Source organism: Paenibacillus foliorum (assembly GCF_013141765.1).
Lineage (GTDB): Bacteria > Bacillota > Bacilli > Paenibacillales > NBRC-103111 > Paenibacillus_S > Paenibacillus_S foliorum.
In genome coordinates, this window is record NZ_WHOD01000049.1 from 275,640 (window position 1) to 297,726 (window position 22,087).

19 protein-coding genes are annotated in these 22,087 nt (G+C 45.8%); 5 read left to right on the forward strand and 14 right to left on the reverse strand.

Features of this window, described 5'->3' with window-relative positions:
• Window positions 1-134: 134 nt before the first annotated feature.
• Window positions 135-824: a stalk domain-containing protein gene (locus GC093_RS11070; protein ID WP_171651918.1), complete on the forward strand. Its 690-nt coding sequence runs from the start codon at window positions 135-137 to the stop codon at window positions 822-824.
• A gap of 122 nt (window positions 825-946) precedes the next feature.
• Here GC093_RS11070 and GC093_RS11075 read toward each other — a convergent pair whose 3' ends face one another.
• Window positions 947-1,696, reverse strand: a complete 750-nt coding sequence (locus GC093_RS11075) for a class I SAM-dependent methyltransferase (protein ID WP_171651919.1) — start codon at window positions 1,694-1,696, stop codon at window positions 947-949.
• Window positions 1,697-2,565: 869 nt separating this feature from the next.
• Here GC093_RS11075 and GC093_RS11080 point away from each other — a divergent pair.
• Together GC093_RS11080 and GC093_RS11085 are read left to right on the forward strand one after the other, a co-directional pair.
• The gene (locus GC093_RS11080; RefSeq protein ID WP_171651920.1) at window positions 2,566-4,779 is read left to right on the forward strand and encodes an amidase family protein; all 2,214 of its coding nucleotides are present in this window, start codon (window positions 2,566-2,568) and stop codon (window positions 4,777-4,779) included.
• A gap of 125 nt (window positions 4,780-4,904) precedes the next feature.
• Window positions 4,905-6,590 carry an S-layer homology domain-containing protein gene (locus GC093_RS11085; protein ID WP_171651921.1) on the forward strand — a complete coding sequence of 562 codons (1,686 nt, stop codon included), beginning with the start codon at window positions 4,905-4,907 and terminating at the stop codon, window positions 6,588-6,590.
• 226 nt (window positions 6,591-6,816) lie between these two features.
• Here the strand turns inward: GC093_RS11085 and GC093_RS11090 are convergent, their stop codons facing one another.
• Complete coding sequence (locus tag GC093_RS11090; RefSeq protein ID WP_171651706.1) at window positions 6,817-7,020, reverse strand: hypothetical protein; 204 nt, start codon at window positions 7,018-7,020, stop codon at window positions 6,817-6,819.
• Window positions 7,021-7,658: 638 nt separating this feature from the next.
• Between GC093_RS11090 and GC093_RS11095 the strand changes: the two genes are divergently transcribed.
• Complete coding sequence (locus GC093_RS11095; RefSeq protein WP_246314032.1) at window positions 7,659-8,645, forward strand: ABC transporter substrate-binding protein; 987 nt, start codon at window positions 7,659-7,661, stop codon at window positions 8,643-8,645.
• A 157-nt stretch (window positions 8,646-8,802) separates the two neighbouring features.
• On the opposite strand, the gene GC093_RS11100 is transcribed toward GC093_RS11095, so the two are convergent.
• Both GC093_RS11100 and GC093_RS11105 read right to left on the reverse strand, forming a co-directional pair.
• Window positions 8,803-9,330, reverse strand: a complete 528-nt coding sequence (locus GC093_RS11100) for a hypothetical protein (RefSeq protein ID WP_171651922.1) — start codon at window positions 9,328-9,330, stop codon at window positions 8,803-8,805.
• A 147-nt stretch (window positions 9,331-9,477) separates the two neighbouring features.
• Entirely contained in the window at window positions 9,478-9,993 is a 516-nt protein-coding gene (locus GC093_RS11105) for a hypothetical protein (protein ID WP_171651923.1), read from the reverse strand.
• A gap of 411 nt (window positions 9,994-10,404) precedes the next feature.
• Between GC093_RS11105 and GC093_RS11110 the strand changes: the two genes are divergently transcribed.
• Window positions 10,405-10,551, forward strand: coding sequence for a hypothetical protein (locus GC093_RS11110; protein WP_171651924.1), 147 nt, complete (start codon window positions 10,405-10,407; stop codon window positions 10,549-10,551).
• A 139-nt stretch (window positions 10,552-10,690) separates the two neighbouring features.
• On the opposite strand, the gene GC093_RS11115 is transcribed toward GC093_RS11110, so the two are convergent.
• From GC093_RS11115 to GC093_RS11160, 10 genes are all read right to left on the reverse strand, one after another.
• The gene (locus GC093_RS11115; protein WP_171651925.1) at window positions 10,691-11,965 is read right to left on the reverse strand and encodes an alpha-L-fucosidase; all 1,275 of its coding nucleotides are present in this window, start codon (window positions 11,963-11,965) and stop codon (window positions 10,691-10,693) included.
• 80 nt (window positions 11,966-12,045) lie between these two features.
• A complete protein-coding gene (locus tag GC093_RS11120) occupies window positions 12,046-12,966 on the reverse strand; it encodes an ROK family protein (protein WP_246314033.1) in 921 nt (306 codons plus the stop codon).
• 66 nt (window positions 12,967-13,032) lie between these two features.
• Window positions 13,033-13,716, reverse strand: a complete 684-nt coding sequence (locus GC093_RS11125; RefSeq protein WP_171651927.1) for a copper homeostasis protein CutC — start codon at window positions 13,714-13,716, stop codon at window positions 13,033-13,035.
• A complete protein-coding gene (locus tag GC093_RS11130; protein WP_171651928.1) occupies window positions 13,713-15,188 on the reverse strand; it encodes a leucyl aminopeptidase family protein in 1,476 nt (491 codons plus the stop codon). The genes GC093_RS11125 and GC093_RS11130 overlap by 4 nt, the downstream gene beginning before the upstream one ends.
• Window positions 15,189-15,243: 55 nt before the next feature.
• Complete coding sequence (locus GC093_RS11135) at window positions 15,244-16,242, reverse strand: ABC transporter ATP-binding protein (RefSeq protein ID WP_171651929.1); 999 nt, start codon at window positions 16,240-16,242, stop codon at window positions 15,244-15,246.
• A 55-nt stretch (window positions 16,243-16,297) separates the two neighbouring features.
• Entirely contained in the window at window positions 16,298-17,284 is a 987-nt protein-coding gene (locus GC093_RS11140; RefSeq protein WP_171651930.1) for an ABC transporter ATP-binding protein, read from the reverse strand.
• Window positions 17,285-17,298: 14 nt separating this feature from the next.
• Entirely contained in the window at window positions 17,299-18,210 is a 912-nt protein-coding gene (locus GC093_RS11145; RefSeq protein ID WP_171651931.1) for an ABC transporter permease, read from the reverse strand.
• 92 nt (window positions 18,211-18,302) lie between these two features.
• On the reverse strand, window positions 18,303-19,229 hold the full coding sequence (locus GC093_RS11150; RefSeq protein WP_171651932.1) for an ABC transporter permease subunit: 927 nt from the start codon (window positions 19,227-19,229) through the stop codon (window positions 18,303-18,305).
• Between the two features lie 84 nt (window positions 19,230-19,313).
• A complete protein-coding gene (locus tag GC093_RS11155; protein WP_171651933.1) occupies window positions 19,314-20,903 on the reverse strand; it encodes a glutathione ABC transporter substrate-binding protein in 1,590 nt (529 codons plus the stop codon).
• Between the two features lie 85 nt (window positions 20,904-20,988).
• A complete protein-coding gene (locus GC093_RS11160; protein ID WP_171651934.1) occupies window positions 20,989-21,993 on the reverse strand; it encodes an asparaginase in 1,005 nt (334 codons plus the stop codon).
• Window positions 21,994-22,087: the final 94 nt, after the last annotated feature.

The window sequence follows — 22,087 nt, forward strand, 5'->3', positions numbered from 1 at the left end:
TTTTCTCGGTTCATTCAACTGCATTTTACCTTAAATCCGTTTACATTTGTACTAAATATATGAATCATAAGAAACATATTCCAGTTAAACTCGTTTAAAGTAATAAATGGTAATCAACGAAAGGTGAATGAAGGATGAAATGGAAAACCATTATGGTTATAAGTGCTTGTAGCTTGGCATTCGGGGCTACCTGCTATGCTGCCGGAGGTGTGGAGCGAATTCAGGCCTACTTAAACCACGATTTCAAATTTACACTCGATAGCACAGCTTGGACGCCTACAGATAGTGATGGCGCTGTACTCGCTCCGGTCATCCTTAATGGCACAGCGTATCTGCCCGCCAAAGCAATCGTTGAGGCAGCTGGCGGAAAAGTCCAGTGGAACGAAGCTACAAAAACTATCGCGATAACATCTGCTAGTGGCAGTGAGGCCGCCGTTAGCGAAAGAGATCAATTGATCCATAATAAAATGAATGAAATAAAGAAGAAATTAAAGTTGGGATTAACTAAAGAAGAGGCACAAGCATTATTTGAAGAAAAATTCGAGATAGCACACGATAATGGTGATTCAGAGGATGGAAGCGACTCCTATTGGAAATATAATTTTTTCAAAGAGTCTGGCTATAATCGTGGGGATATACCTGATCATGTTATTGATGAAATCGGTCTGAAGGACAAAAAAATTGGAGCTTATTTATTTATCGAATGGAAAAACAATCAATTATTTTTGTATTCAATTGCTTATGTTAATCCTAAAGATAATCGAGTCTACTTATTTGTTATGAGCCCTGACGGAACCATTTCTGATAGCCCAGCTAGCCGGTAGATTCGGGGAACAGGGCGGGGAAGCGCAACTCGAAGGGGCAAACACCTGTTTGCAGCATGAAGTTTAAGTCATTATGGATGAATTAACTTTAAAAGCATCCATAATGACTTAACACCGAACCATTATTTCTTTGCAATTATCATAAAACGCCTCGAGTTGGTCTGTATCCCCTGCTTAGTTTGATTTTCTTCAATAAATTTTTGAAGGATATCAAAATCATTATCAGATTGTCCAAAGTCAGGAATGATCGGGGTGTGTTTTAAAAGAAAAACCAGATCTTCATACGTTTCGTAATATTCGTTTGCGTCATATTCAAAATAGTCTGCATGGGTAAAACCAGCTTTATTTAACTCTGAAAGGTATTTATTTTTCAAAATCCCTTCATCAAGTCCGAATTGCTGCCCTCTTCCGAAAGCTCGTTTTAGGTTTAGTTTGTCGTTATCGTTGATTTGCTGAGTGAGAAACATACCATCTTTCACTAATACCTTGGCTACCTCTTTTGCACAGAAGTGAGAATGCCTGCAAGACACCACATTAAAAAAACCGGGTGGAAACTCCAGGTTTTCAGCATCCATCTGAAAAAAGCGTATATTAGGTTTCTTTGACTTTTCCAAATTAGCATTAGCCGTCTGCATCATGCCACTCGAATGATCAATCCCCACTAGTAATAAAGCAGAATCAGAAATTGATAATAATCTTTCTCCTCCACCCGTTCCTATATCAAGCAGTAAATCAGACCCTTTGCATCTTTGAGTTACCTCCTTGTAAAAATCCCACTGTACGCCTTCGGATACAACCTTTAGCTTGCTAAAGTCCCAACCGTTTAATCTTCCAACCTTATCGTAAAAGTTTTTGTACTCTGATTTGTTCATCCTATGTTCTCCACCTTTTAAATGAGATTATAAAAAGCCAAAGATATTAAGGAATTCTGAAAAGGAGCCAATGAAAAAATTCATCAGTTCCATAATTCAGACAACCCTAGTGTCCTTGGCTTTACTATTGATAACAGCCCGACACCATTCAAAGCTCTAGTTCATTAGGCCAAAAGGACAGACAGTCCCCTTAGCAGCTGGCACGCGTTTTTCTCCAGCCCGATAACTAGTTACTTCGAACGATACGGAATGACATCCATTTCACCTCATTTAAAATATATCCCAATTTTAATCAATAATGTGATAGATAAGCAAGCCTTTGTTTTTGATTGCAGACCGTTAGTCGAGGGATAAAACACTGCGCTCCTTTCACAGCTTCGTTATCCCATTCCACGTGGGTGTTGGATCCCATATAAAACCCATAATACGGAAAACACCCTCTCTGCACCGTCCTCAAGTTGTACCATTTCGTTATTTGTGACTATAAGAACAGCCCCATAGTAACGTAAGTAAACCTAACATAAAATAATTGAACAACTATCAAAATTGGATAAAAAAACTAGTTATAAACCCTAAATATTTTTAAAAATACCATTATAAGTTTTATCCACATCTCGTCGTATCAGCGATCTATAGTAAGATATGCTTAAATATAAGGTGATGGTAGCGTTTTATCGAGCTAAACATGATTTGATAAATAATATAACATGAAATATTATACAACCAGAGATATTGCAGATATTTTTAAAAAAACCAGGATTGGAGTGATATTACATAACGTGTAAGTGACATTCGTTTGTTTCTTACTTCAATGCTTAATCTGATCAAAATATTGACCATCGTTAAAAAAACAAAATGGGGGCGAAACCATGAAAAACCTACTATCCAGACCTTTATTTTCCCTTTTTATTTCCGGAGCACTTTTTGCAGGTATTTTACCCATAAGCTCTGCTAGCGCTGCTAGTAGTACCAGCACCGGTGAGTCAGCTCCAGTTAAGGCATTATCGGTAACAGAGAGTGTCTACCGTTCCACTCCAAACCTTGTTGTTCTGGAAGCAGGCTCGGCTTCTGTGGTCGTCACTGGGCCCTCCACTACGATAGACGGTGCTTCATTCCAGGTAGACATCGCGTTAAGTGGTATTACCGATAAAGTCACCGCTGAAAAGTTTTTTATAGAGTATAATACGGCGCGCCTTGATTTTGTTGATGCCCAAGCCGTAGACGCTTCGACTAGCATTGTCGGGCAATATTCTGAGCTTGGAAAAACAACCATTGTGACAACAAACCTCAGCGGAAAAATTATTAACAAGCAAACGTTAATCAGGTTAACGTTCCATACAAAAGCAAACGGAAGCGTTCAGGATATTAAGGTAAGCGCGGAGTTAGGACTGGCAGACACAGGTGCCATTCAAGCAGCGAACCAAGGTCTGCTAAGCCTGAAGACGAATCTGGTCAGCGGGGATTTGAACGGTAATGGGACTCTGGATATCGGTGATCTGGCGATTCTCTCCCCTTATTATGGAATCTCATCCAAGCAAGAAGGCTGGGCGCTTGTAGCCAACGCCGATTTTAATCAGAATGGCACCATTGATCTAACGGATCTTGGTACACTTGGCAAGAAGGTTCTCTATGCTGAGACGGCTTTTCAATTTATGGATGCTACAGTAATGGATATTCAAAATGCCATGAATGCAGGCAAACTTACGACTGTTGAGCTCGTGACTAAATATTTGGCACGGATCAAAAGCTACGATCAGCAAGGTCCAGCAATCAAATCCATTATTACTATTAATCCAAACGCGCTTGCAGAAGCGGCGGCACTGGATGAAGAACGTAAAACAAAGGGAGCAAGAGGCCCGCTGCACGGAATTCCAGTTATCGTCAAAGATAACTACAATACGATTGGCATGCCAACAACAGCAGGATGTATTTGCTTGAAGAACAACAATACATCCACAGATGCATTCATGGTCAAGAAGCTCAAGGATGCTGGCGCTATTATTTTGGCTAAAGCTAATCTACATGAATTTGCTTTTGGTACAACAACAGAGAGCTCTCTTGGAGGACAAACAAAAAACCCTTACGAGCTCACTACTAACCCTGGCGGTTCAAGTGGTGGCACGGGAGCTGCACTGGCGGCTAACTTCGGAGTTATTGGACTGGGCACAGATACTGGCGGTTCGATTCGAATCCCATCATCACGCAACTCTCTTGTCGGCATTCGCCCAACCATTGGATTAACAAGTCGTGAAGGAATTATTCCCCTTTCTCTGTCTCAAGACGTCGGCGGTCCTATGGCTCGCACAGTATCCGATGCAGCCATCGCTTTAGATGCAGTAAGCGGTTATGACTCCAATGATTTGACCACTGCTCTGTCTTCCGGAAGAACACCAAAGAGCTATACCGATTATTTAGATAAAGATGGATTGAAAGGTGCGAGAATCGGTGTCGTACGCACTCTGTCGACGGGCAACAACGCAGCCTTGGCTGCATCCATTGAGAAAATGACAGCTCAGGGCGCTACGGTAATCGATGTGGTTGTGCCGAATCAAACAGATATTCTAAAGTACGCAAGCTTGAGCGGAACCGAATTTAAGTTCAACCTGAATGATTATTTAAAAACACTAGGCCAAAATGCACCTTACAAAACGTTAACTGAAATCATTGCTTCCAATGATATTTTGCAAAATCAAAAAAGTTCCATGATCCAGCGCGATAACATTACAACGTTGGAAACTCTAACCTACTATAAAGATTTACTAGAACGGACTCGCTTGACACAGCAATCGCTTCTTAAAGTCATGAATGAGAACAAGCTTGATGCCGTGCTGTACGCAACAACATCTGGGAGTGCAAATCGCCTTAGTCCATATTCCGGCTTCCCGGCTCTAAGCTTCCCCGCAGGCTATACAGGAAATGTTCCATTCGGCTTGGAATTATTGGGTAGACCATTTGATGAGGGTACTTTAATCAAGCTGGCTTATGCCTTCGAGCAGGCTACACATTATCGTACATTACCCGCTTCGGTCCCTGCTTTGACAGCCGAGCAAGAACAAGCCGTTAATTCAGTCGTCACCCCATAAGCTGATCTTCAATTCGGGAACGAGCAGCCTGATGACCTGGGGGTATGATACCCCTGGGCTTCCGGTTGAGAAGACCATCATACATCACATTGCAAAGCAACTTTAAGGGAAGGGACGAAACATAAATGACTCATAAATGGCTCCGATACACAATGTCCGTGTGCCTCGGGATGGCACTCTTGCTTCCTCAAACCACTTGGGCGGCCGCAGAACCTACATTTTCACTTTCCACCGGATCTACGAGCACAGTGATGGTGCAAGACTCCTTCCAAGTCCAAATCAATGCGGATCAATTGGACGATGTTTTTTCATATGAACTTAATGTATACTATGATACCTCCCTACTCGAGGTAGATACTACTCAGAAGTTTACCGATCTCACTGGATATGCGTTACCTATTAAAATCATAGAAGACGGCGGTAGTCACGTTCAACTTGTCTATACGAAAACCGGATCCTTAACCGGAATTAACGGCTCCGCTACGCTTGGGAACTTAACCTTCAAAGCCAAGAGTGCCGGTATAGCAGAGCTTATGCTTAAAGAAGCCAAAACAAGCACAAGCTCGCTAAAGGAAGAAACACTCCTCAAACCCAATACTAAGCTAAACGTAACAGTTGCAAAACACAATAACAACAACGGAAGCAAGCCTAGCGTGAGTACAGGTGGGAGTACTGGCGGAGATGCAGCCCAAGGAAACACAGACAGCAGCAATGCCGTTACCATTAAATCAGAACAAATTGTCACCAACGGAAGCGGTTCAGTCGTTATTTCAATCCCTTCAGCTGCCAAGCAGCTAAGACTTCCACTTAATACAGCTGATTTACTGGCTGGCCATAAGCTTGAAGTTCAATCAAACCAAATTAAACTAGCAATTCCAGCAGAGGTATTCCAACAACTGACCCGTCTGGTCGATGAGCAAGGTAGAAACACCAGCACAATTGTGTTAAACATCGAGCCACGTGATACGGGAATCGAAGCTAAAGTACTTAATCAGAGCCAGCTTCAGCTTGGTGCTGATGTGAAGCTTGGAGGAGCCATTTACGATGTTACACTTTCCATCACAACCAATGAGGGCCGTACATTCGTTCTAAGTCAGTTCGATAAGCCCATTTCACTGCACATGAAGGTCGCCCCATCCATTAACGCAAAATTAAGCAGCATCTACTATATTCCCGATAACGGACAATTAGAAAGAGTCGGCGGAGAGTACCGTGACGGAGAAATTGTGGCTGACATCGAGCATTTCAGCAATTATGTCGTATTGGAAGTATCCAAGACATTCAGTGATGTTCCAGCAACTCACTGGGCAGCCGAGGTAATTAGGGAGTTAGCATCGAAGCAAATCGTTAGCGGTACGGGAGAGAACGTATTCGCTCCCGAACGAAATGTAAGCCGTGCCGAATTTACTGCACTCATCACGAGAGCACTGAATCTGAAAGATGCAACCCCCAGCACATTCGAAGACGTTCAATCATCGGATTGGTTCGCTTCAGAGGTGTCCAAAGCGGTTAAAGCGGGGCTCATAAACGGCAGAAGCGAAGGACGCTTTGATCCGACTGCTTCCGTAACTCGCGAAGAAATGACTTCAATCGTCATGCGTGCTTATGCTCAACATGCAGGAAATCCTGCTTCAACCGAAGCACCAACCTTTTCAGATGAAGCCTCGATTGCAGATTGGGCTGCGGGGGATGTCAAACAAGCGGCAGCTCTCGGGTTGATTCAGGGCCGTTCGACGGACACCTTTGCACCTCAAGGATTAACTACACGTGCGGAAGCCGCACAGGTACTATACCGTTTGCTTTCAAAATAGTTAGTAATGGCTGCTGAGTTATCTCAGCAGCCTTTCCTAGTTTAATATGTTGAGAAACAAAAAAAACAGTTAAAACAGAGGATACTCTGCATTAACTGCTTTAATTAAGGAGGCTTGCTCCGCTATGCACTTTAAAAGCATTTTGCAATAGAACTGTTCGAAGCTATTTTCCGCGTTGTAAAACGTCCCAAGGGTCTCACTCTAGAGTAGTCAACCCGACATCACTTTATTTCCTCTTGCTTGAATTTAGTTCATATTTAGTTCGATGAAATTCTTTCACCATACCTTTGAAAAAAATACTTTCTTGTTCACTCAACCCATACTGATTATCTTTATGAATCATATTCCCCATATGGCGTTTCAAAATCTCACTCCGGCGTCCTAATAATTGCGTATAAGTCAAATCAGTCATCTCCCTGTTTGTTTTCATATGTTTGCTGTCCTATTAAGTATAACAAACAGCCTTTTCTATGAAAAACCAGCTAAGGATACCTTAGCCTAGATAAACCTTCCTAACCATACATGAGACACGCTGGATGCCACATAATCGAAAACATCCTACTCTATCCTCCCAATAAAGCTTATTAACTACGATAATGCCACGACACCCAGTTCTCTCCCCACACACTTTGCCATTATCGGATTGTATTTTTCGGACGTTAACAAAGTTAGACGAAGGACGCCCGTCAGGACGTCCTTCGTCTACATTTCACCGCAGCATAGCTGTTGTACTTCATTACCTCCAACGCCAACTGATCTATGAATCTGATAAAATCAGACATGTACATAATAGGAAATATGACTATCCCTGATGTCATTGGTCAGAGGCATCAAGTTATGTCCGTCTTATCTAGACTATACGCTCTTTAGTTCAACTGGCTCATGCCAAAGTTAAGCTCCAACCTTCTGTCCTATGGTGACATTATCACAGCATAACAACAAACAATGATGATTAAAACAGTTGACAAATATTATCACGTTGGAGTAAGATATTAAACTGTGTGTAATAATGATAATCATTATCATTATTAAGATCGATGAATGATTATTGGGGAGGGCAACTTAAAGATGAAACAACCTATTTTGAAATATCAGATGAGGTCAGCTGCTCTGTTGGCTATTATTATGATGCTGTCAGTTTGGCTCGTCGCTTGCGGCGAGAAGCAGGCGGAGCCACAAAAAAGCGGAGAAGCGGCCAAGGCGGAAAGTCCGCGCAAAATCAAGCACGCAATGGGTGAAACGGAAGTGCCCGCACATCCACAGCGCGTCGTCATATTGACGAACGAAGGAACAGAAACATTGCTGGCTCTCGGCGTTAAACCTGTCGGTGCGGTTGATTCGCCTTACGGCAACCCGTGGTTTGATCACATTAAAGCGGAATTAGATGGAGTAAAGCCACTTGGCGGTGAGTCGCAGCCGAACCTGGAAGTGATTGCGGCGCTGAAGCCCGACCTTATTCTCGGTAACAAAATGCGCCAGGAGAAAGTTTACGCGCAGTTGTCCGCTATCGCTCCAACTGTATTCGCGGAAACGCTGCGCGGTGAATGGAAATCGAATTTCGCCCTATTTGCAGATGCACTTAACAAGAAAGCGGAAGGCGACAAAATCGTAGCCGCGTACGACAAGCGGATCGAAGATTTCAAGAAGAAAGCCGGAGATCAACTTAAGGATAAAGTAGCGGTAGTACGGTTCATGGGTGGAAAAACGAGATTTTATTATGGAGATATGTTCACCGGAGCTGTATTCAAGCAGATCGGTATGCCCCGTTCGGATCCGAAGAGCGACGAGAAGGCGTTCGAGGATATTACGAAGGAGCGTCTTCCGGAGCTGGAAGCAGCCGACAGGGTGTTCTACTTCACCTTTGAAAATGGCGAAGGCAAGGCAACGAAGCAAGAGCAGGAATGGCTGAATGACCCACTATGGAAGAACTTGAAAGTAGTGAAGAACAATAAGGTCTTTCAGGTTAGCGATGCCACTTGGAATACGGGCGGTGGTGTAAAGTCAGCCAACCTAATGCTTGACGATATGTACAAAATTTACGGTATAACACCGTAAACAAATAACATAAGAAGCTGTCTCGAAAGCAGAATCGTACTGCTGCGTAGACAGCTTCTTTTTGTCTGTAATGTGGTAGCAGCTTATATATAGATTCCGTGAAGTACCCAGCATAGTTGAATACAAAAAAATAGAGCACTCTAAGTGCCCTCTCATACTATCCATTGAAACGGTTCTTGAACCGACGGCAATACGTCTCTAGTTCACGAAACGAAATCTGATAACAAACCAAATTGTTCACGGTGAAGCGATTCGAGCCAGGTAAACTATTAAACTTGGAAAAAAGGCCCTCCAGCTCCATCTGACCATCAGATGCCCAAAACTGAACCGTCTCTACATCCGGGTTGCCAGCTTTCATTTCAGCTATGAGTACCTTCAGACCTTTAATAAATAAGGGCTTACATCGATATTCTCGCTGGAGAAAGGCAACTTCCACTTGACAGATATGCCGATCCTCATAGTTGTTAGGACCCGTTCCATAGACGAAACCACTCGCCCCAACAATCTGGTAGGGATCTTCCGAAAAAATCAGCATAGCTTTGCCAAAAATCAATGGACTACTGATAAAACTAAGCTTTACGGCAAATGGATAAAGCAAATTCAGTTCATCGTGATGCTCTAGCAGAAATTTGATATAGCCTTCGTAGTCCATTTCAAAATTACAAAGTCGAAATTGGTAGGACATTATTTAGGTTGTACTCTTAAGGAATCGTTGAGAATAATAAATCTGCCTAAATTGCTGCCTTTTTTGTTCCCTTTCAAGCTCGGCGGTATTATAATCATGTGTTTATCCTCCTTTTTCGTATTGAGATAAATGTATATTTATTTCCAATTATACCTTGTAGAAGCTGTTTAAGGTAGTCCTTAAATGGTGAATTTTTACACAATAGACTGTCTCTTCTCCAAGTTCTCCATCACGGGTGTAGCTGGCATTGGAGAATTTTGAATACAGTTTACACAAATATGTATTTTCCGATAGAGCAATGAACCTCAATTCCCTTACTTCCGGATGTGCCTCGATAATCTGCTCAACCATGTAATGAAGCCCTTTAAGAAAGAGGCGTGTCCCCCGATATGCTTTATCACAAATAGCTATATCTGCGAAGGCAATTTCCTTATTCTTGAACTCTTCTTCCGGCGTTCCATGGTAATAAGCCAATATCCCAATCACCCGATTATCCGCATCCGCGATGTACAGCAAATGGCCTTGTGTCATATATGCACATAGCAGAGAGACCATGTCCAGGGTCCCAAAAGAAAGATGCAGTTCGCGTTTGTTCGCAAGAGCGAATAAACTGACTTTCGCGAAATCCTCATCATTGTCGCAGCGTCTGCAAAATGTCGTCATACTGATTCTCCTTACTCAAATCTTCAAATGAGATTCATCAACATTTATTCTTCAGTTGCCTGAGTCTGAACTCCCCCATGAAGCTGCCTCAAGAAACTTTTTAAGATTCAAATGACCTTTCAATACCCATAGATTACCGTAATTTGTCGATACTGTAAACAATTCCAATGACTAAACTTACAGATATCAGGAATTGGATGGGCAGTCGTATCAAATGCGGATCACAACAAGGCAAATCCACAATTCATCGACATGTGATGCTTAACCTTTTGAACAGTCATTCTCCAATTATTGCAGCGTTTAACATGGATGAAGAAGACTTTTCATAATGGAATCTTAATGGATTACCAAACCTGCAAATCGATTCAATTGACCACGATGATTCAACTTTACTAATCTTAAACGCCACACGTGATACAAAATGCCAATAAACGAGCAGCATTCGCAGCAGTCGCCATTTTTCTGAAATACAATGATTATGTATTCACAATGGAGACGATGAAAGCGGCAGATTTTACCGTAGATATTGTGAATCATAACCATTTACCGAACTTGTAGAGACCATTAAAGAAGCGCGTTCATAAAAGTGCATAAAAAAACACCATCTCGTCGGTCGTCGGATGGTGTTTTTTGCCTTTATGGAGACGAGTCGTGGCTGTATACATCCACAATTCGCCGCAGTAGTCGAATCTTGATTTCACCAAAGCTGCAGTTCAATGACCGTATCCATCTCGTCCGGCAGCTTGGCACCTGATAATGTAATGAACGCACCGCCTTCAATGTCGGAGTATTCTTGGGCCATCCATGGAGCTTCCACCTTCAGCTCGGTTCCGTCCCGCAACAGTCTGGCTTTCATGATCTTGCCCTTCAGCCCCTCGAAATAAATAGGTCCAATTCCACGATCATATACGTGTGCGTACAATTTGTTGCCATTCTGCGTAAACCGGCCCCACTCTGGCTTCGGTAATGTCGCGCCACCACAGCCGTAGATGCTGTCACTGTTCAACCGCAGCCATTCGCCTACGTCACGCAGCACGTCCAGCGATTCCCGGTTGATTTCACCTTTGGCATCGGGGGCAACATTTAACAGTAAATTGCCGTTTTTACTGACACACTCAACCAGTGTGCGAATGACTTGCTTAGCGGACTTATAATTTTTATCTGTGGAATGATAGCCCCAGTTGTCGTTTAGCGTGATACAAGCTTCCCAGGGAATCGGTGCGCCTTTTACATCCAGAATACCGCCAGGCGGTATAATTTGCTCCGGTGAGAAGAAATCGCCTGCGTATTCTTCCGGCTCTGCTGCACGGATATTCCCACCGAGACGATTGTCGATGATAATGTCCGGCTGAATAGAACGAATCATTCGGATGAGCTCCGTTGCTTTCCACTTCTCGCCCGTCATATCGTCATAGGAGAAATCAAACCACATGATGTCGATCTTCCCGTAGTTCGTCAGAAGCTCCTTAACTTGACCATGCATATAGGTCAAATACCGGTCAAAATCAATGGGCTTGTCCTTAGCCGATTCGTTGTCACGATCTGGATGAGCCTTATCCCCATAACCAGGATAATCATCATGATGCCAGTCGATGATGGAGTAGTACAAGCCTAAGCTAATCCCTTCCTCACGGAACGCATCCACGTATTCCCGGACAAGATCGCGGCCAGCTGGTGTGTTGGTTGCCTTAAAGTCTGTCAGCTTGCTGTCGAACAAGCAGAAACCGTCATGATGCTTAGTCGTCAATACAGCGTACTTCTGCCCGGCAGCCTTGGCCGCTTTAGCCCATTCTCTAGGTTGATAACGAGATGCATCGAATTCATCAAAATAAGTTTTATAGTGCTCGTAGCTCATTCTCTCATTACCACGAATCCATTCCCCGCGTGCGGGAATCGAATACAACCCCCAATGAATGAACATACCAAACCGATCCTGCAAAAACCAACGAGTTCTTTCCTCTCGCGTACTCATTCGGCAATTCCCCAATCTCTATATGAATTACGGCCTTCGCACTTGTACTCCGTACAACTAGAGCCGACTCGTTATCCTATTCAGAAAGTGTGAAACAGCGCGGCAGCGCCGATCAAACCAACATCGTCCTTTAATTCAGCAGATACAATGTCGAAGGTACTCCGGTATGGCTTCATCACGAGCTTCTCCGTCCGGGCTCGCAGAGCATCGAAGAGTTCGTTACCGACTTTACTCACGCCCCCTCCGATCACAATCCGGTCCGGATTGAAGGTATGAACCGCGTTCGCAATACCTAATGCCATGTAATGAATGGTTCTGTCAATAACCTCAACAGCTACAGGATCTCCTTGCTTTGCCGCTTCGAACACATGTTTAGCAGATATGGCTTCTGTATCTGATTCGATCAGATCTGAAATCATGGAAGGTCGGTTCTGCATGAATTGTAGTGCCGTGTCCCTTATAGCAGTCCCCGAAGCGAACATTTCCCAACAGCCGCGGTTGCCGCAGCTGCATTCCGGTCCATTAGGATCGATAATATTGTGTCCAAGCTCGCCGGCGAATGAGGAGGTGCCGAGCAGCAGCTTCCCATCCAACACAATGCCGGCTCCGATACCTGTACTGAAAGTGACATAGACCATATTCTCCGAGCCTTTGCCGGCTCCTCTAACATACTCGCCCCATGCCGCCGCGTTCGCATCGTTAACTACTTGAACCTCCACTCCGAGATCCTCTTCCATCCATTTCTTCAAGGGGACATTCTCCCACTCGGGGAGGTTAGTCCCATGAAGAACGATCCCGTCCCGGCTGTTAACCGCACCAGGGGAAGCAAGCCCTACACCGGATAGCGGGTAACCCTCGGAGACGGTGTGAATCATAGCGAGCATACGCTGCACAACCTCTTTCGCAGTGTGCGCTCCAGCGGTTTCCATGCGTTCGCGGTTCAATAACGTTCCCATCGAATCGAAGAGCGCTGCTGCGATCTTCGTTCCTCCTAGATCCATTCCAACAACATATTTTTCAAGATTTTGCAACATCATTCACCTTTTTTTCAAATCTATAATCAGCCTTTAATAAAGACTGTCAGCTAAAGCCCGAAGCTGCTTGGGATCAATTGGCGCAAGGCCTGACCTGCCGAAACGAACTGCGGAGCCAAAGTGCACTTCCTTCACCCCGGTCTGTTCAATGAAGGGCTTAATGACTTCCGGTGTCAGACCGTTACCGGCAAGAATTTGCAGCGAGCTGCCATATGATTCCTCGACCAGCCTCCGAATGGTTGGTATAGCTTCAGGCGCCGGCTGTAGTCCGCCAGAAGTCAGTACGCGGGATATTTGCGAATAACGAGTGAGAATCCGCAGTCCAGCAATCTGATCCTCCAGTTCATCGAAAGCCCGATGAAAGGTTACGTTCAGTCCGCCAGCCCAAGCTAGCATGGACTCCAACGCTTTCTCGTCAATCATTCCTTCCTCCGTCAAAGCGCCGACTACGATGCCAGCTGCTCCTGTGGAGGTTATAGCCTTAATCTCAGCCGTCATCGTCTCCAAATCATGCTTATCGTAGACAAAAGACCGACTGTGCGGCCTGACCATCACATGAACCGGTATTTTCACGGATCTCACTACCTGCTCAATCATACCAATGCCAGGCGTTAATCCGCCTTCTGTAATGGCCGTTATCAATTCGAGTCGGTCGGCCCCGTTCTCTTCAGCTCTTAGTGCATCATCCATACATGTAGCGATGACCTCTAAAATCATAACGAAACCTCCCGCTCTCCACTTTCATGCTTCCGTGCATATTGTACCGCATAGTCTGCAAGCAGCCGTGCCCCGTAACCTGTGGCACCAGCTTCTGAGTAACCGGCATCCTGTTTGTATTGCACGGTCCCTGCCATATCAATGTGTACCCAGCCCATCGGCTCAGCTACGAAACGCCGTATAAAGAGCGCTGCAGTAATCGCGCCCGCTAGTGTAGAGGTACCCACGTTTCGCAGATCAGCATACTCGCTTCTCAGCTCCGCTTCATACTCCTCCATCAGAGGCATCGGCCACAGCCGCTCCCCATTCCGTTCGCCGATTTCGACCAAGCTGCGCGTCATATCCTCATCGCCCCATATCCCTGCGATGCCTAGACCAAGCGCAGCTCCAACATTGCCGGTTAGCGTGGCAATGTCAATCGCTTGAACAGCACCCAGCTTCGCCGCATGGATTAACGCATCAGCTAATAGAAGTCGACCTTCCCCATCCGTATTCGCGACTTGAACGGTCAGACCGTTCGGATAACGAATAACAGAGGATGGCAGCATAGCCCGGGCATCCGGTAAATTATCAGCTACAGCTATCAACGCAGTTACACGAACTTGGGCGCGCTGCCGGACCAATATATCCAGACCGCCAATGACTGCCGCCGCGCCGCCCATATCCATACGTGCATCGCTGATGTCCCTGCCTGTCTTGACATTCATACCGCCCATGTCGAAGGTGACCGCTTTACCAACCAAGGCTAGCAGCGGCAGATCTGTATTGCCTTCGTACCGGAGCTCTACGAGTGCGGGGGCATGCTTGCTGCCTGCTCCCACTGCAATCAAGCCGTTCATACCGCGGTCTACCAATTCTTGCCCGCGATACACATGAACGCCTACAGGCTTGTCCTTGAAATGGTCAATGAGCCAATCTACAAAAGCACCCGGATTCAATGTTTCGGGAGACTCATTGACCCAATCCCTCGCTAACATAGTTCCTTCCGCGCGATTGCGTGCGGAGTCGATCACCGCTTCCAGCTCAGCCTGTGACAGCCCCATCCAATCTTCCAGACGCAAGTTTAAATTCACTTCACCATTGGTTTTAGTGGCACTTCTGTATTTATCGAAGCGGTACAAACCGAGCAGCCAGCCTTCCACCCAGGCCTGCAGCCATTCGGCTGCTGCCACCCTACTCTCGGCTCCTGCAGCTCCTGCATGAAGCATGAGCGTTCCACTGCTGCGATTTTCCCGCAGCAGAGCACGGGCGGAGGCCCCGCCTGCCCGACGTACCTTCTCAAGCGTCAGCTTCTTACGCTCGCCAAGTCCTGCCGCCAATACATCGGCTTCACCTTCAGACCTGCCGTACAGCCATGTCACGGTACCGGCCTGCTTGTGGCCTTCGCTCAAGCGATGTGGAAAGGACTCGCTGTGATACACCGGGTAAATGAGAACCTGTACCGGTTTGACGGTATCGATTGTAATTCGCATAGGGATCCCCTCTTTGACAAATAGTATTGTATACTCTTCATGTTTCAAGCGACTTTTATCTGGCCAATTTCATCATTTCTTCGTCATATAAATGGCATGCAACCTGATGCCCCGGCTCGACTTCCCGGAATACCGGTTCATGTTGCTTGCATATTTCCATACAGGAAGGACAGCGTGTATGGAACCGGCATCCCGTTGGAGGATCTACAGGACTGGGCAGATCTCCCTTCAGAATAATTCGCTCCTTCTTCTGACTCGGATCCGGAACAGGCACGGATGATAGCAGTGCCTGAGTATAAGGATGAAGCGGAGAGTCATAAAGTGTGTCTTTATCCGCAGTTTCCACTAGTGTACCTAAATACATAACGCCAATACGATCGCTTATGTGTTCCACAACGCTTAGATCGTGAGATATAAAGAGGTAGGTCAGATCGTACTGCTCTTGAAGATCCTGCAGCAGATTGAGCACCTGTGACTGAATGGATACGTCCAGTGCGGAAACTGGCTCATCCGCCACGATCAAGCTCGGCCGAACAGACAGAGCCCGTGCAATTCCGATACGCTGCCGCTGTCCACCGCTGAACTCATGGGCAAAACGTTCCGCGTGTAAGCTGCTTAAACCCACTGTCTCCAGCAGTTCATGAGCCAGCTTGTCGCGTTCCTTCGTACTCATCTTCGAATGAATAAGCAGCGGCTCGGCAACAAGATCCTTTACTTTCATCCTAGGATTAAGCGAAGCATACGGGTCCTGGAACACCATCTGCATATCTTTACGAATCGGTCGCATCTGATCACTAGTCAGTGAACTAATATTTTGTCCGTTAAACCATACTTCTCCAGCATTGGGCTTCAGCAGTCGAGTCACCAAGCGCCCTGTCGTCGACTTGCCGCAGCCACTTTCTCCAACAAGGCTGAACGTTTCACCTTTATGAATAGCAAATGAGATGCCATCGACCGCTTTCAAATATTTAGTGGCGCCGAACCAGCCTTTTTGGATGGAAAAAGATTTTTGCAACTTTTTTACTTCTACCAGTGGAGTCTGAATCTCCTTCATGCATTTTCCCCTCCTTATAGCTTTCCGAAAGGAAAGCTGGCATCGTAAGCATAACTTACGGCTTCTCTGGCTGCGTTAACCAACAGCGGCTTTTACGCTCGGTTTGCCCTTCTATCGGAAGAAGCTCCGGTTCTTGTGTCAGGCATCGTTCCATAACATCTCTGCAGCGGGGCGCAAACTTACAGCCTTGCGGCATCGCGGTCAAATCAGGCACGTTACCTGGAATCGAATCCAGACGCCGTACCTTCTGACGCAGCTTCGGAACCGATTGAATTAGCCCCTTTGTATACGGGTGCTGGGGCGTCGCGAACAAATCTTTTACGGATGCCTCTTCTACAACCCGTCCTGCATACATCACAACAACCCGATCACACATCTCCGCTACGACACCAAGATCATGTGTAATGAGCAGCATGCCCATCCCTTGCTCGTCTTTCAATCGCTTCATCAAGTCGAGAATTTGCGCTTGGATCGTCACATCGAGTGCAGTCGTCGGTTCATCGGCTATCAGAAGCTTCGGATTGCACGCCATCGCCATAGCGATCATAACCCGCTGCCTCATGCCGCCGGATAGCTGGTGAGGATAATCGTTCACTAATTCATCTGCCCGTGGAATACCTACAAGGGTCAACGTATGAATCGCATGCTCTCTCGCACGCTTACGTCCATAACCCATATGCAGCATAATCGGCTCTTCCAACTGCCTTCCGATTCGCAGCACCGGGTTGAGTGACGTCATCGGCTCTTGAAAAATCATAGCCAATTCATTTCCACGAAACCGACGCATTTCCTTCTCCTCGATCTTCGTTAGGTCGGTACCTTCGAAGCGAACTTCTCCGTCAGCAATCCGTCCCGGCGTGTCCTTGAGCAGCCTCATAATCGATAGGGAAGTAACACTTTTGCCACATCCTGATTCGCCAACCAGACCCAGCACTTCACCTTTATTTATATAAAAGTCAACGCCAGCAACCGCCATTACGTTACCGCCTTCGCGTTTAAACTCCGTTTTCAATCCTTGTACTTCAAGCAATCTTGACGTCACTATCTATCCCCCCTTTAGTTTTTCGTCTTGGGATCAAGGGCATCACGCAGTCCGTCCCCAACAAGGTTAAAAGCAAGTACAGTCAAAAAGATAGCCGCACCAGGAAAATACACAATATGGGGTGCAATGCTCAAATAATCGCGTCCCATGCTCAGCATGGCTCCCCAGTCGGGATCGGTTGGCGTAGCACCCATACCGAGAAAGCTTAATGATGCAGCGGCCAGGATCGCGCCGCCAATTTTCATAGTCACGTTCACGATCACGCTTGGCACCGTTTCTGGAAAGATATGCTTCCAGATAATTCGTCTGTTCTTCGCACCCATCGAGTGGGCTGCTTCGACGAATAACGTCTCCTTTGCAGACAACGTCACGCTTCGGATAATCCTGGCGAACGATGGAGTGCCGAATACGGCTACCGCGATCACCACATTCATCAAACCAGGACCTAGAATTGCAACGATTGCAATCGCAAGCAAGAGATCAGGAAATGAAAACAGTACGTCGCTGCTCCGCATAATAAGGCGATCCAGCCATCCGCCGTAAAAACCGCTCAACAAGCCTAGAATGGTTCCAAGAAAAGCTGCAATCCCAACTGCGCTTAGGCTTACTGCCAAGGTCAGTCTTGTCCCCTCGATAAGGCGGCTTAGAATATCTCTGCCATATTCATCTGTCCCCGCCCAATGGGCCATGGAAGGACCAGACATCAACACATCATAATCGGGCTCGTTCGAATCATACGGAGTTAGATAAGGACCAAATAGCGCAATGATGATTAGTATTACAATGAATATACCAGCGGCAAGTGACATTCTCTGTTTACAAAACTTGCTGAAAAAACCAGCTGTGGGGCTTTTTTTTCTATTAGAAGCAAGCGTCTCTCCAGGAACGGCAGAACCACTCCCAGTTTTCGCCGATTTGTCGTTCATAATATCTCCTCCTAAGAGATTTGCTTTAGCAAAACTTGCATCGCAAGCGTAATCTGAGCTTTCCGCAGGAAAGCTATCTTCGTAAGCATTGGCTACTTCGACGCATACCGGATTTTCGGATTAAGTACACCGTACAGCATATCGACGATTAAATTAATGAGTATAAATTGAGTGGCAAACATCAGCAGCAGCGCCTGAATGACTGTATAGTCCCGGAATGCAATGGAATCGACTAGCAATCTTCCTAGGCCCGGTATACTGAATACCGTTTCCACCATAACAGATCCGCCCAACAGAAATCCGAACTGCAAGCCCGCAACGGTTACGACTTGGATGAGAGAATTCCTTAGTGCGTGACGACCGACAACAACGAATTCGCGAAGTCCCTTAGCTCGTCCAGTACGGATGTAATCTTCCCGCATCGTCTCCAGCATGGATGAGCGGGAGTACCTGGCAAGCATAGACATGATACCGGCTCCAAGTGTAATAGAAGGAAGCACGTAGGAGCTCCAAGAATCCACCCCACCAGTTGGAAACCAACCCAGCTCGACGGAAAATATTTGGATCAGCACCAAACCTAGCCAAAACCCGGGAACGGAAATACCTGATATAGCAGTTAGCATGCCTGCACGATCCTGCCATTTGTTTCTATTCACCGCAGAGATGATGCCAACCAGTAGGCCCATAACAAGCGCCCACCCCATACTTACAAAGGTTAATATGATAGTAGGCATAAATCTGCTTTTCAGCATATCAGATACCGGTAGACCAGACCTTAGTGAATGACCCAGATTACCTTGCAACAGATTGCCCATATAGTGGATATATTGCTGCCACAGCGGCAGGTTGAGTCCGAGCTGCTCGCGAATGCCGTTAATCTCTTCAAGTGTAGCGTCTTTGCCGGCGACAAGCCGAGCCGGATCGCCTGGAATTAAGTGGATGAACATGAAGACCAGCACCGATACGACGAACAACAACGGAATAACCCCGAGGAGTCTTTGTAAAAAGTATTTTCCCAACTCGTGAGCCTCCCTTCAGTTTCAACTCCATAAATAGTAGAGGCCGTTTCTCAGCAAAATATAGAAACGGCCTCGTTTGCTTTATTACTTCACTTCTGCGTCACGGACGGTAATGGAACCATCAGGCATTACTTTAATGCCGCTAATATATGATCTTTTACCTGAAATAACTTGATCGACACCCAGGAATGCCCATGGAGCATCCGCCCATATTGCTTTCTGAATATCTGCGTAGACCGTTTTAGCTTGTGCCGGATCGGTTGCCTTGTTCGCTTCAGCAATCCATTTGTCTACATTGGTGTTCTTGTAATAAGCTGTATTCGCTCCAGCAGGAGGGAACATTTCACTGCTGAACAGACCTCTTGTCGCACCATCTGCATCTCCTGAAGATGGGGACCAGCTCACATACCACATTTGAATCTTAGCTTCTTCCGGTTTTTTTGCGGAGTTAATCTGTTCAGACAACGTACCGCCTTCCATCGATTTCACGTCCAGCTTGATTCCAACAAGTGCTAACTGTTGTTGGATAAACTGCATGCCTTTCATGGTTTCCGAGTCGTTCTCACCCCAGATTTCAGCAGTGAAACCTGTTGGCAAGCCTGCTTCAGCAAGCAGCTTCTTTGCTTTTTCCGGATCATAATCATAACCCGTTTGCTTGGAATAATACTGAGTTTTTGAAGACATCGAAGAGTCAAGCTTCGAACCCAAACCAGATTTTACAACTTTAATATAAGCCTCTTTATTGATTGCATAGTTGATTGCTTGACGTACTTTAACATCATCGTACGGTTTTTTCATTGTGTTCAAAGTAATATAGCGCACGATTGTAGAATCGATCTTTTCGATAACAATATCCTTCTGTCCTTCAACCTCGGCTACTTGCTCGGTAGGCATCGGATAAATAAAGTCAGCCTCGCCTGTCTTCAGCATAGCAATCCGTGAACCGTTCTCAGGCACAGGCTTAAATGTAATGCTGTCTACTTTCGGAATCCCTTGCTGCCAGTAATCCGGGTTCTTTACGACAGCCAGACGGTCACCTTGCACCCATTCTTTGAACTTGTATGGGCCTGTTCCTACTGGGTTCTTGGAAATATTAGCACCTTGTTCCTGCAACGCTTTAGGGCTGATTATAAGAGCCATAGCCATTTTGTTCAAGAAAGCGTTATAGGGTTCGCTAAGTGTAATTACGACCGTCTTGGCATCAGGCGCTGTTACGTTAGTAACTTTTGCAAAACTTTTGCGCAATCTCAGATTGTTTTTCTCATCGCGGAGGCGGTCTAGATTAATTTTTACCGCTTCAGCGTTAAAGTCCGAACCATCGTGAAATTTGATGTTTTCATGCAGAGTAAATGTGTAAACAAGTCCATCTTCGCTGATTTTATGGGAAGCCGCGAGAACCGGCACTACCTTCATGTTCTCATCAAAGCCCATCAGACCTTCATACATGGTTCTTGCACCAGTAATTGAATGGGTGTCGCTCGAGTTATGAGGGTCAAGCGTAATAAAGTTGGCATTGATTGCAACAACGACGTCCTTATTCTTCTTAGAGACCGCCTTGGTTTCCTCGCCTTTCCCTTCATTCGTGTTACCTGCATTTCCTCCGCAGCCCGCAGTTACAACTGCAACAATCAGCAGCAGCATGAGCATCGACCATGTTTTCTTTTTTGCTTTCATGTTTGTTCACTCCTCCTAAATAATGTTAAATATAATCTCTCATCATCCTGTATGTCTTAATCAGGCTTGGAGGTTATTCTTGTTCTTAAGCTTTAAGTTCAAATACTGCGCGTCGTTCTCCCACTTCCGTTCCGCCGTCATTGACGATGGTATTCGGAGCCAAAGCTAATAGCCTGTCTATCGTTTCTCGATTGCTATACCCAATGCTCTCTAATATGGAAGCAATAATACAAGGCCATACTTGCTCAGAACCGTCGGATACTTTAAGTGAAATAGCGATTCTTTCTTTTCTCAATCCAATTCCGTATACGCCTTTCGCCCCGCCCTTCGCTACCAGATTGGCATCCTTAAGCAGCGCCGAGCACACGAATTTCGTATCGGCTATCATATCAGGAAACTCATTCATCAGTACGGCTATTCGGGTTGCTGCATCCCGAGTATCTGTGTCTTCGATGAGATCAGGACATGCCAGCTTCAAAAAGGAATAAGCAATTTTATTTAAAGGAAGTGCGAAGATTGGCAAGCCGCAGCCATCTACTCCTAGTGGAATAGAGTTTGCGGAAACTTCGGCCATGTAAGCCAGTGTCTCCACAATTTCTTGCTGCACAGGATGTTCAGGATCATAGTAACTATGCTCATCCCACCCCATATGTTTGCTAAGCGCGATTAATCCAGAGTGCTTGCCTGAACAGTTGTGGAATATTCTTCGCTTGGATTCATGTGCCCGATGGCGCTCCGCCTTGGCGTCTTCATTAAGCGGGTAAGTGGCGCAGCAGTGAAGCCCTTCCTCCTGGATTCCTGTTTTGTGCAAAATAGATTCCAGTGCATCAATGTGGAAAGCCTCTCCACGGTGAGAAGCCGCAAACAGCGCCGTTTCTTGGCCAGTCAGCCCGTAGATCTTGTCAATCTTTCTTTTCATGACCGGAATGGCTTGGAATGGCTTCGCGGCTGACCGCAGGAACGTCATATGCTCCGGATCCCCCGCTGAGTAAAGTATAGTCCCCTTTTCATCTACCACACTGATGGCTCCGTAATGTACATTTTCTAAAACGCCACCACGATATTCATTAACCAATGTTGTGAATCCCATCATTATTGCCTCCCCTATGCGAACCTTACATTACGTCTAATCCGCAAACAAAATTTCTTGTTCTACTAATTGATTGCTTAGCTGTCTGCCCTAC

Coding starts and splice junctions, on each gene's coding strand:
- GC093_RS11100 (WP_171651922.1), bottom strand. CDS start 9,330: ATGTCCTACCAATTTCGACTTTGTAATTTTGAAATGGACTACGAAGGC.
- GC093_RS11135 (WP_171651929.1), bottom strand. CDS start 16,242: ATGAAGGAGATTCAGACTCCACTGGTAGAAGTAAAAAAGTTGCAAAAA.
- GC093_RS11090 (WP_171651706.1), bottom strand. CDS start 7,020: ATGAAAACAAACAGGGAGATGACTGATTTGACTTATACGCAATTATTA.
- GC093_RS11080 (WP_171651920.1), top strand. CDS start 2,566: ATGAAAAACCTACTATCCAGACCTTTATTTTCCCTTTTTATTTCCGGA.
- GC093_RS11130 (WP_171651928.1), bottom strand. CDS start 15,188: ATGCGAATTACAATCGATACCGTCAAACCGGTACAGGTTCTCATTTAC.
- GC093_RS11120 (WP_246314033.1), bottom strand. CDS start 12,966: ATGGATCTAGGAGGAACGAAGATCGCAGCAGCGCTCTTCGATTCGATG.
- GC093_RS11070 (WP_171651918.1), top strand. CDS start 135: ATGAAATGGAAAACCATTATGGTTATAAGTGCTTGTAGCTTGGCATTC.
- GC093_RS11125 (WP_171651927.1), bottom strand. CDS start 13,716: ATGATTTTAGAGGTCATCGCTACATGTATGGATGATGCACTAAGAGCT.
- GC093_RS11145 (WP_171651931.1), bottom strand. CDS start 18,210: ATGAACGACAAATCGGCGAAAACTGGGAGTGGTTCTGCCGTTCCTGGA.
- GC093_RS11160 (WP_171651934.1), bottom strand. CDS start 21,993: ATGGGATTCACAACATTGGTTAATGAATATCGTGGTGGCGTTTTAGAA.
- GC093_RS11115 (WP_171651925.1), bottom strand. CDS start 11,965: ATGAGTACGCGAGAGGAAAGAACTCGTTGGTTTTTGCAGGATCGGTTT.
- GC093_RS11075 (WP_171651919.1), bottom strand. CDS start 1,696: ATGAACAAATCAGAGTACAAAAACTTTTACGATAAGGTTGGAAGATTA.
- GC093_RS11085 (WP_171651921.1), top strand. CDS start 4,905: ATGACTCATAAATGGCTCCGATACACAATGTCCGTGTGCCTCGGGATG.
- GC093_RS11155 (WP_171651933.1), bottom strand. CDS start 20,903: ATGAAAGCAAAAAAGAAAACATGGTCGATGCTCATGCTGCTGCTGATT.
- GC093_RS11095 (WP_246314032.1), top strand. CDS start 7,659: ATGAAACAACCTATTTTGAAATATCAGATGAGGTCAGCTGCTCTGTTG.
- GC093_RS11105 (WP_171651923.1), bottom strand. CDS start 9,993: ATGACGACATTTTGCAGACGCTGCGACAATGATGAGGATTTCGCGAAA.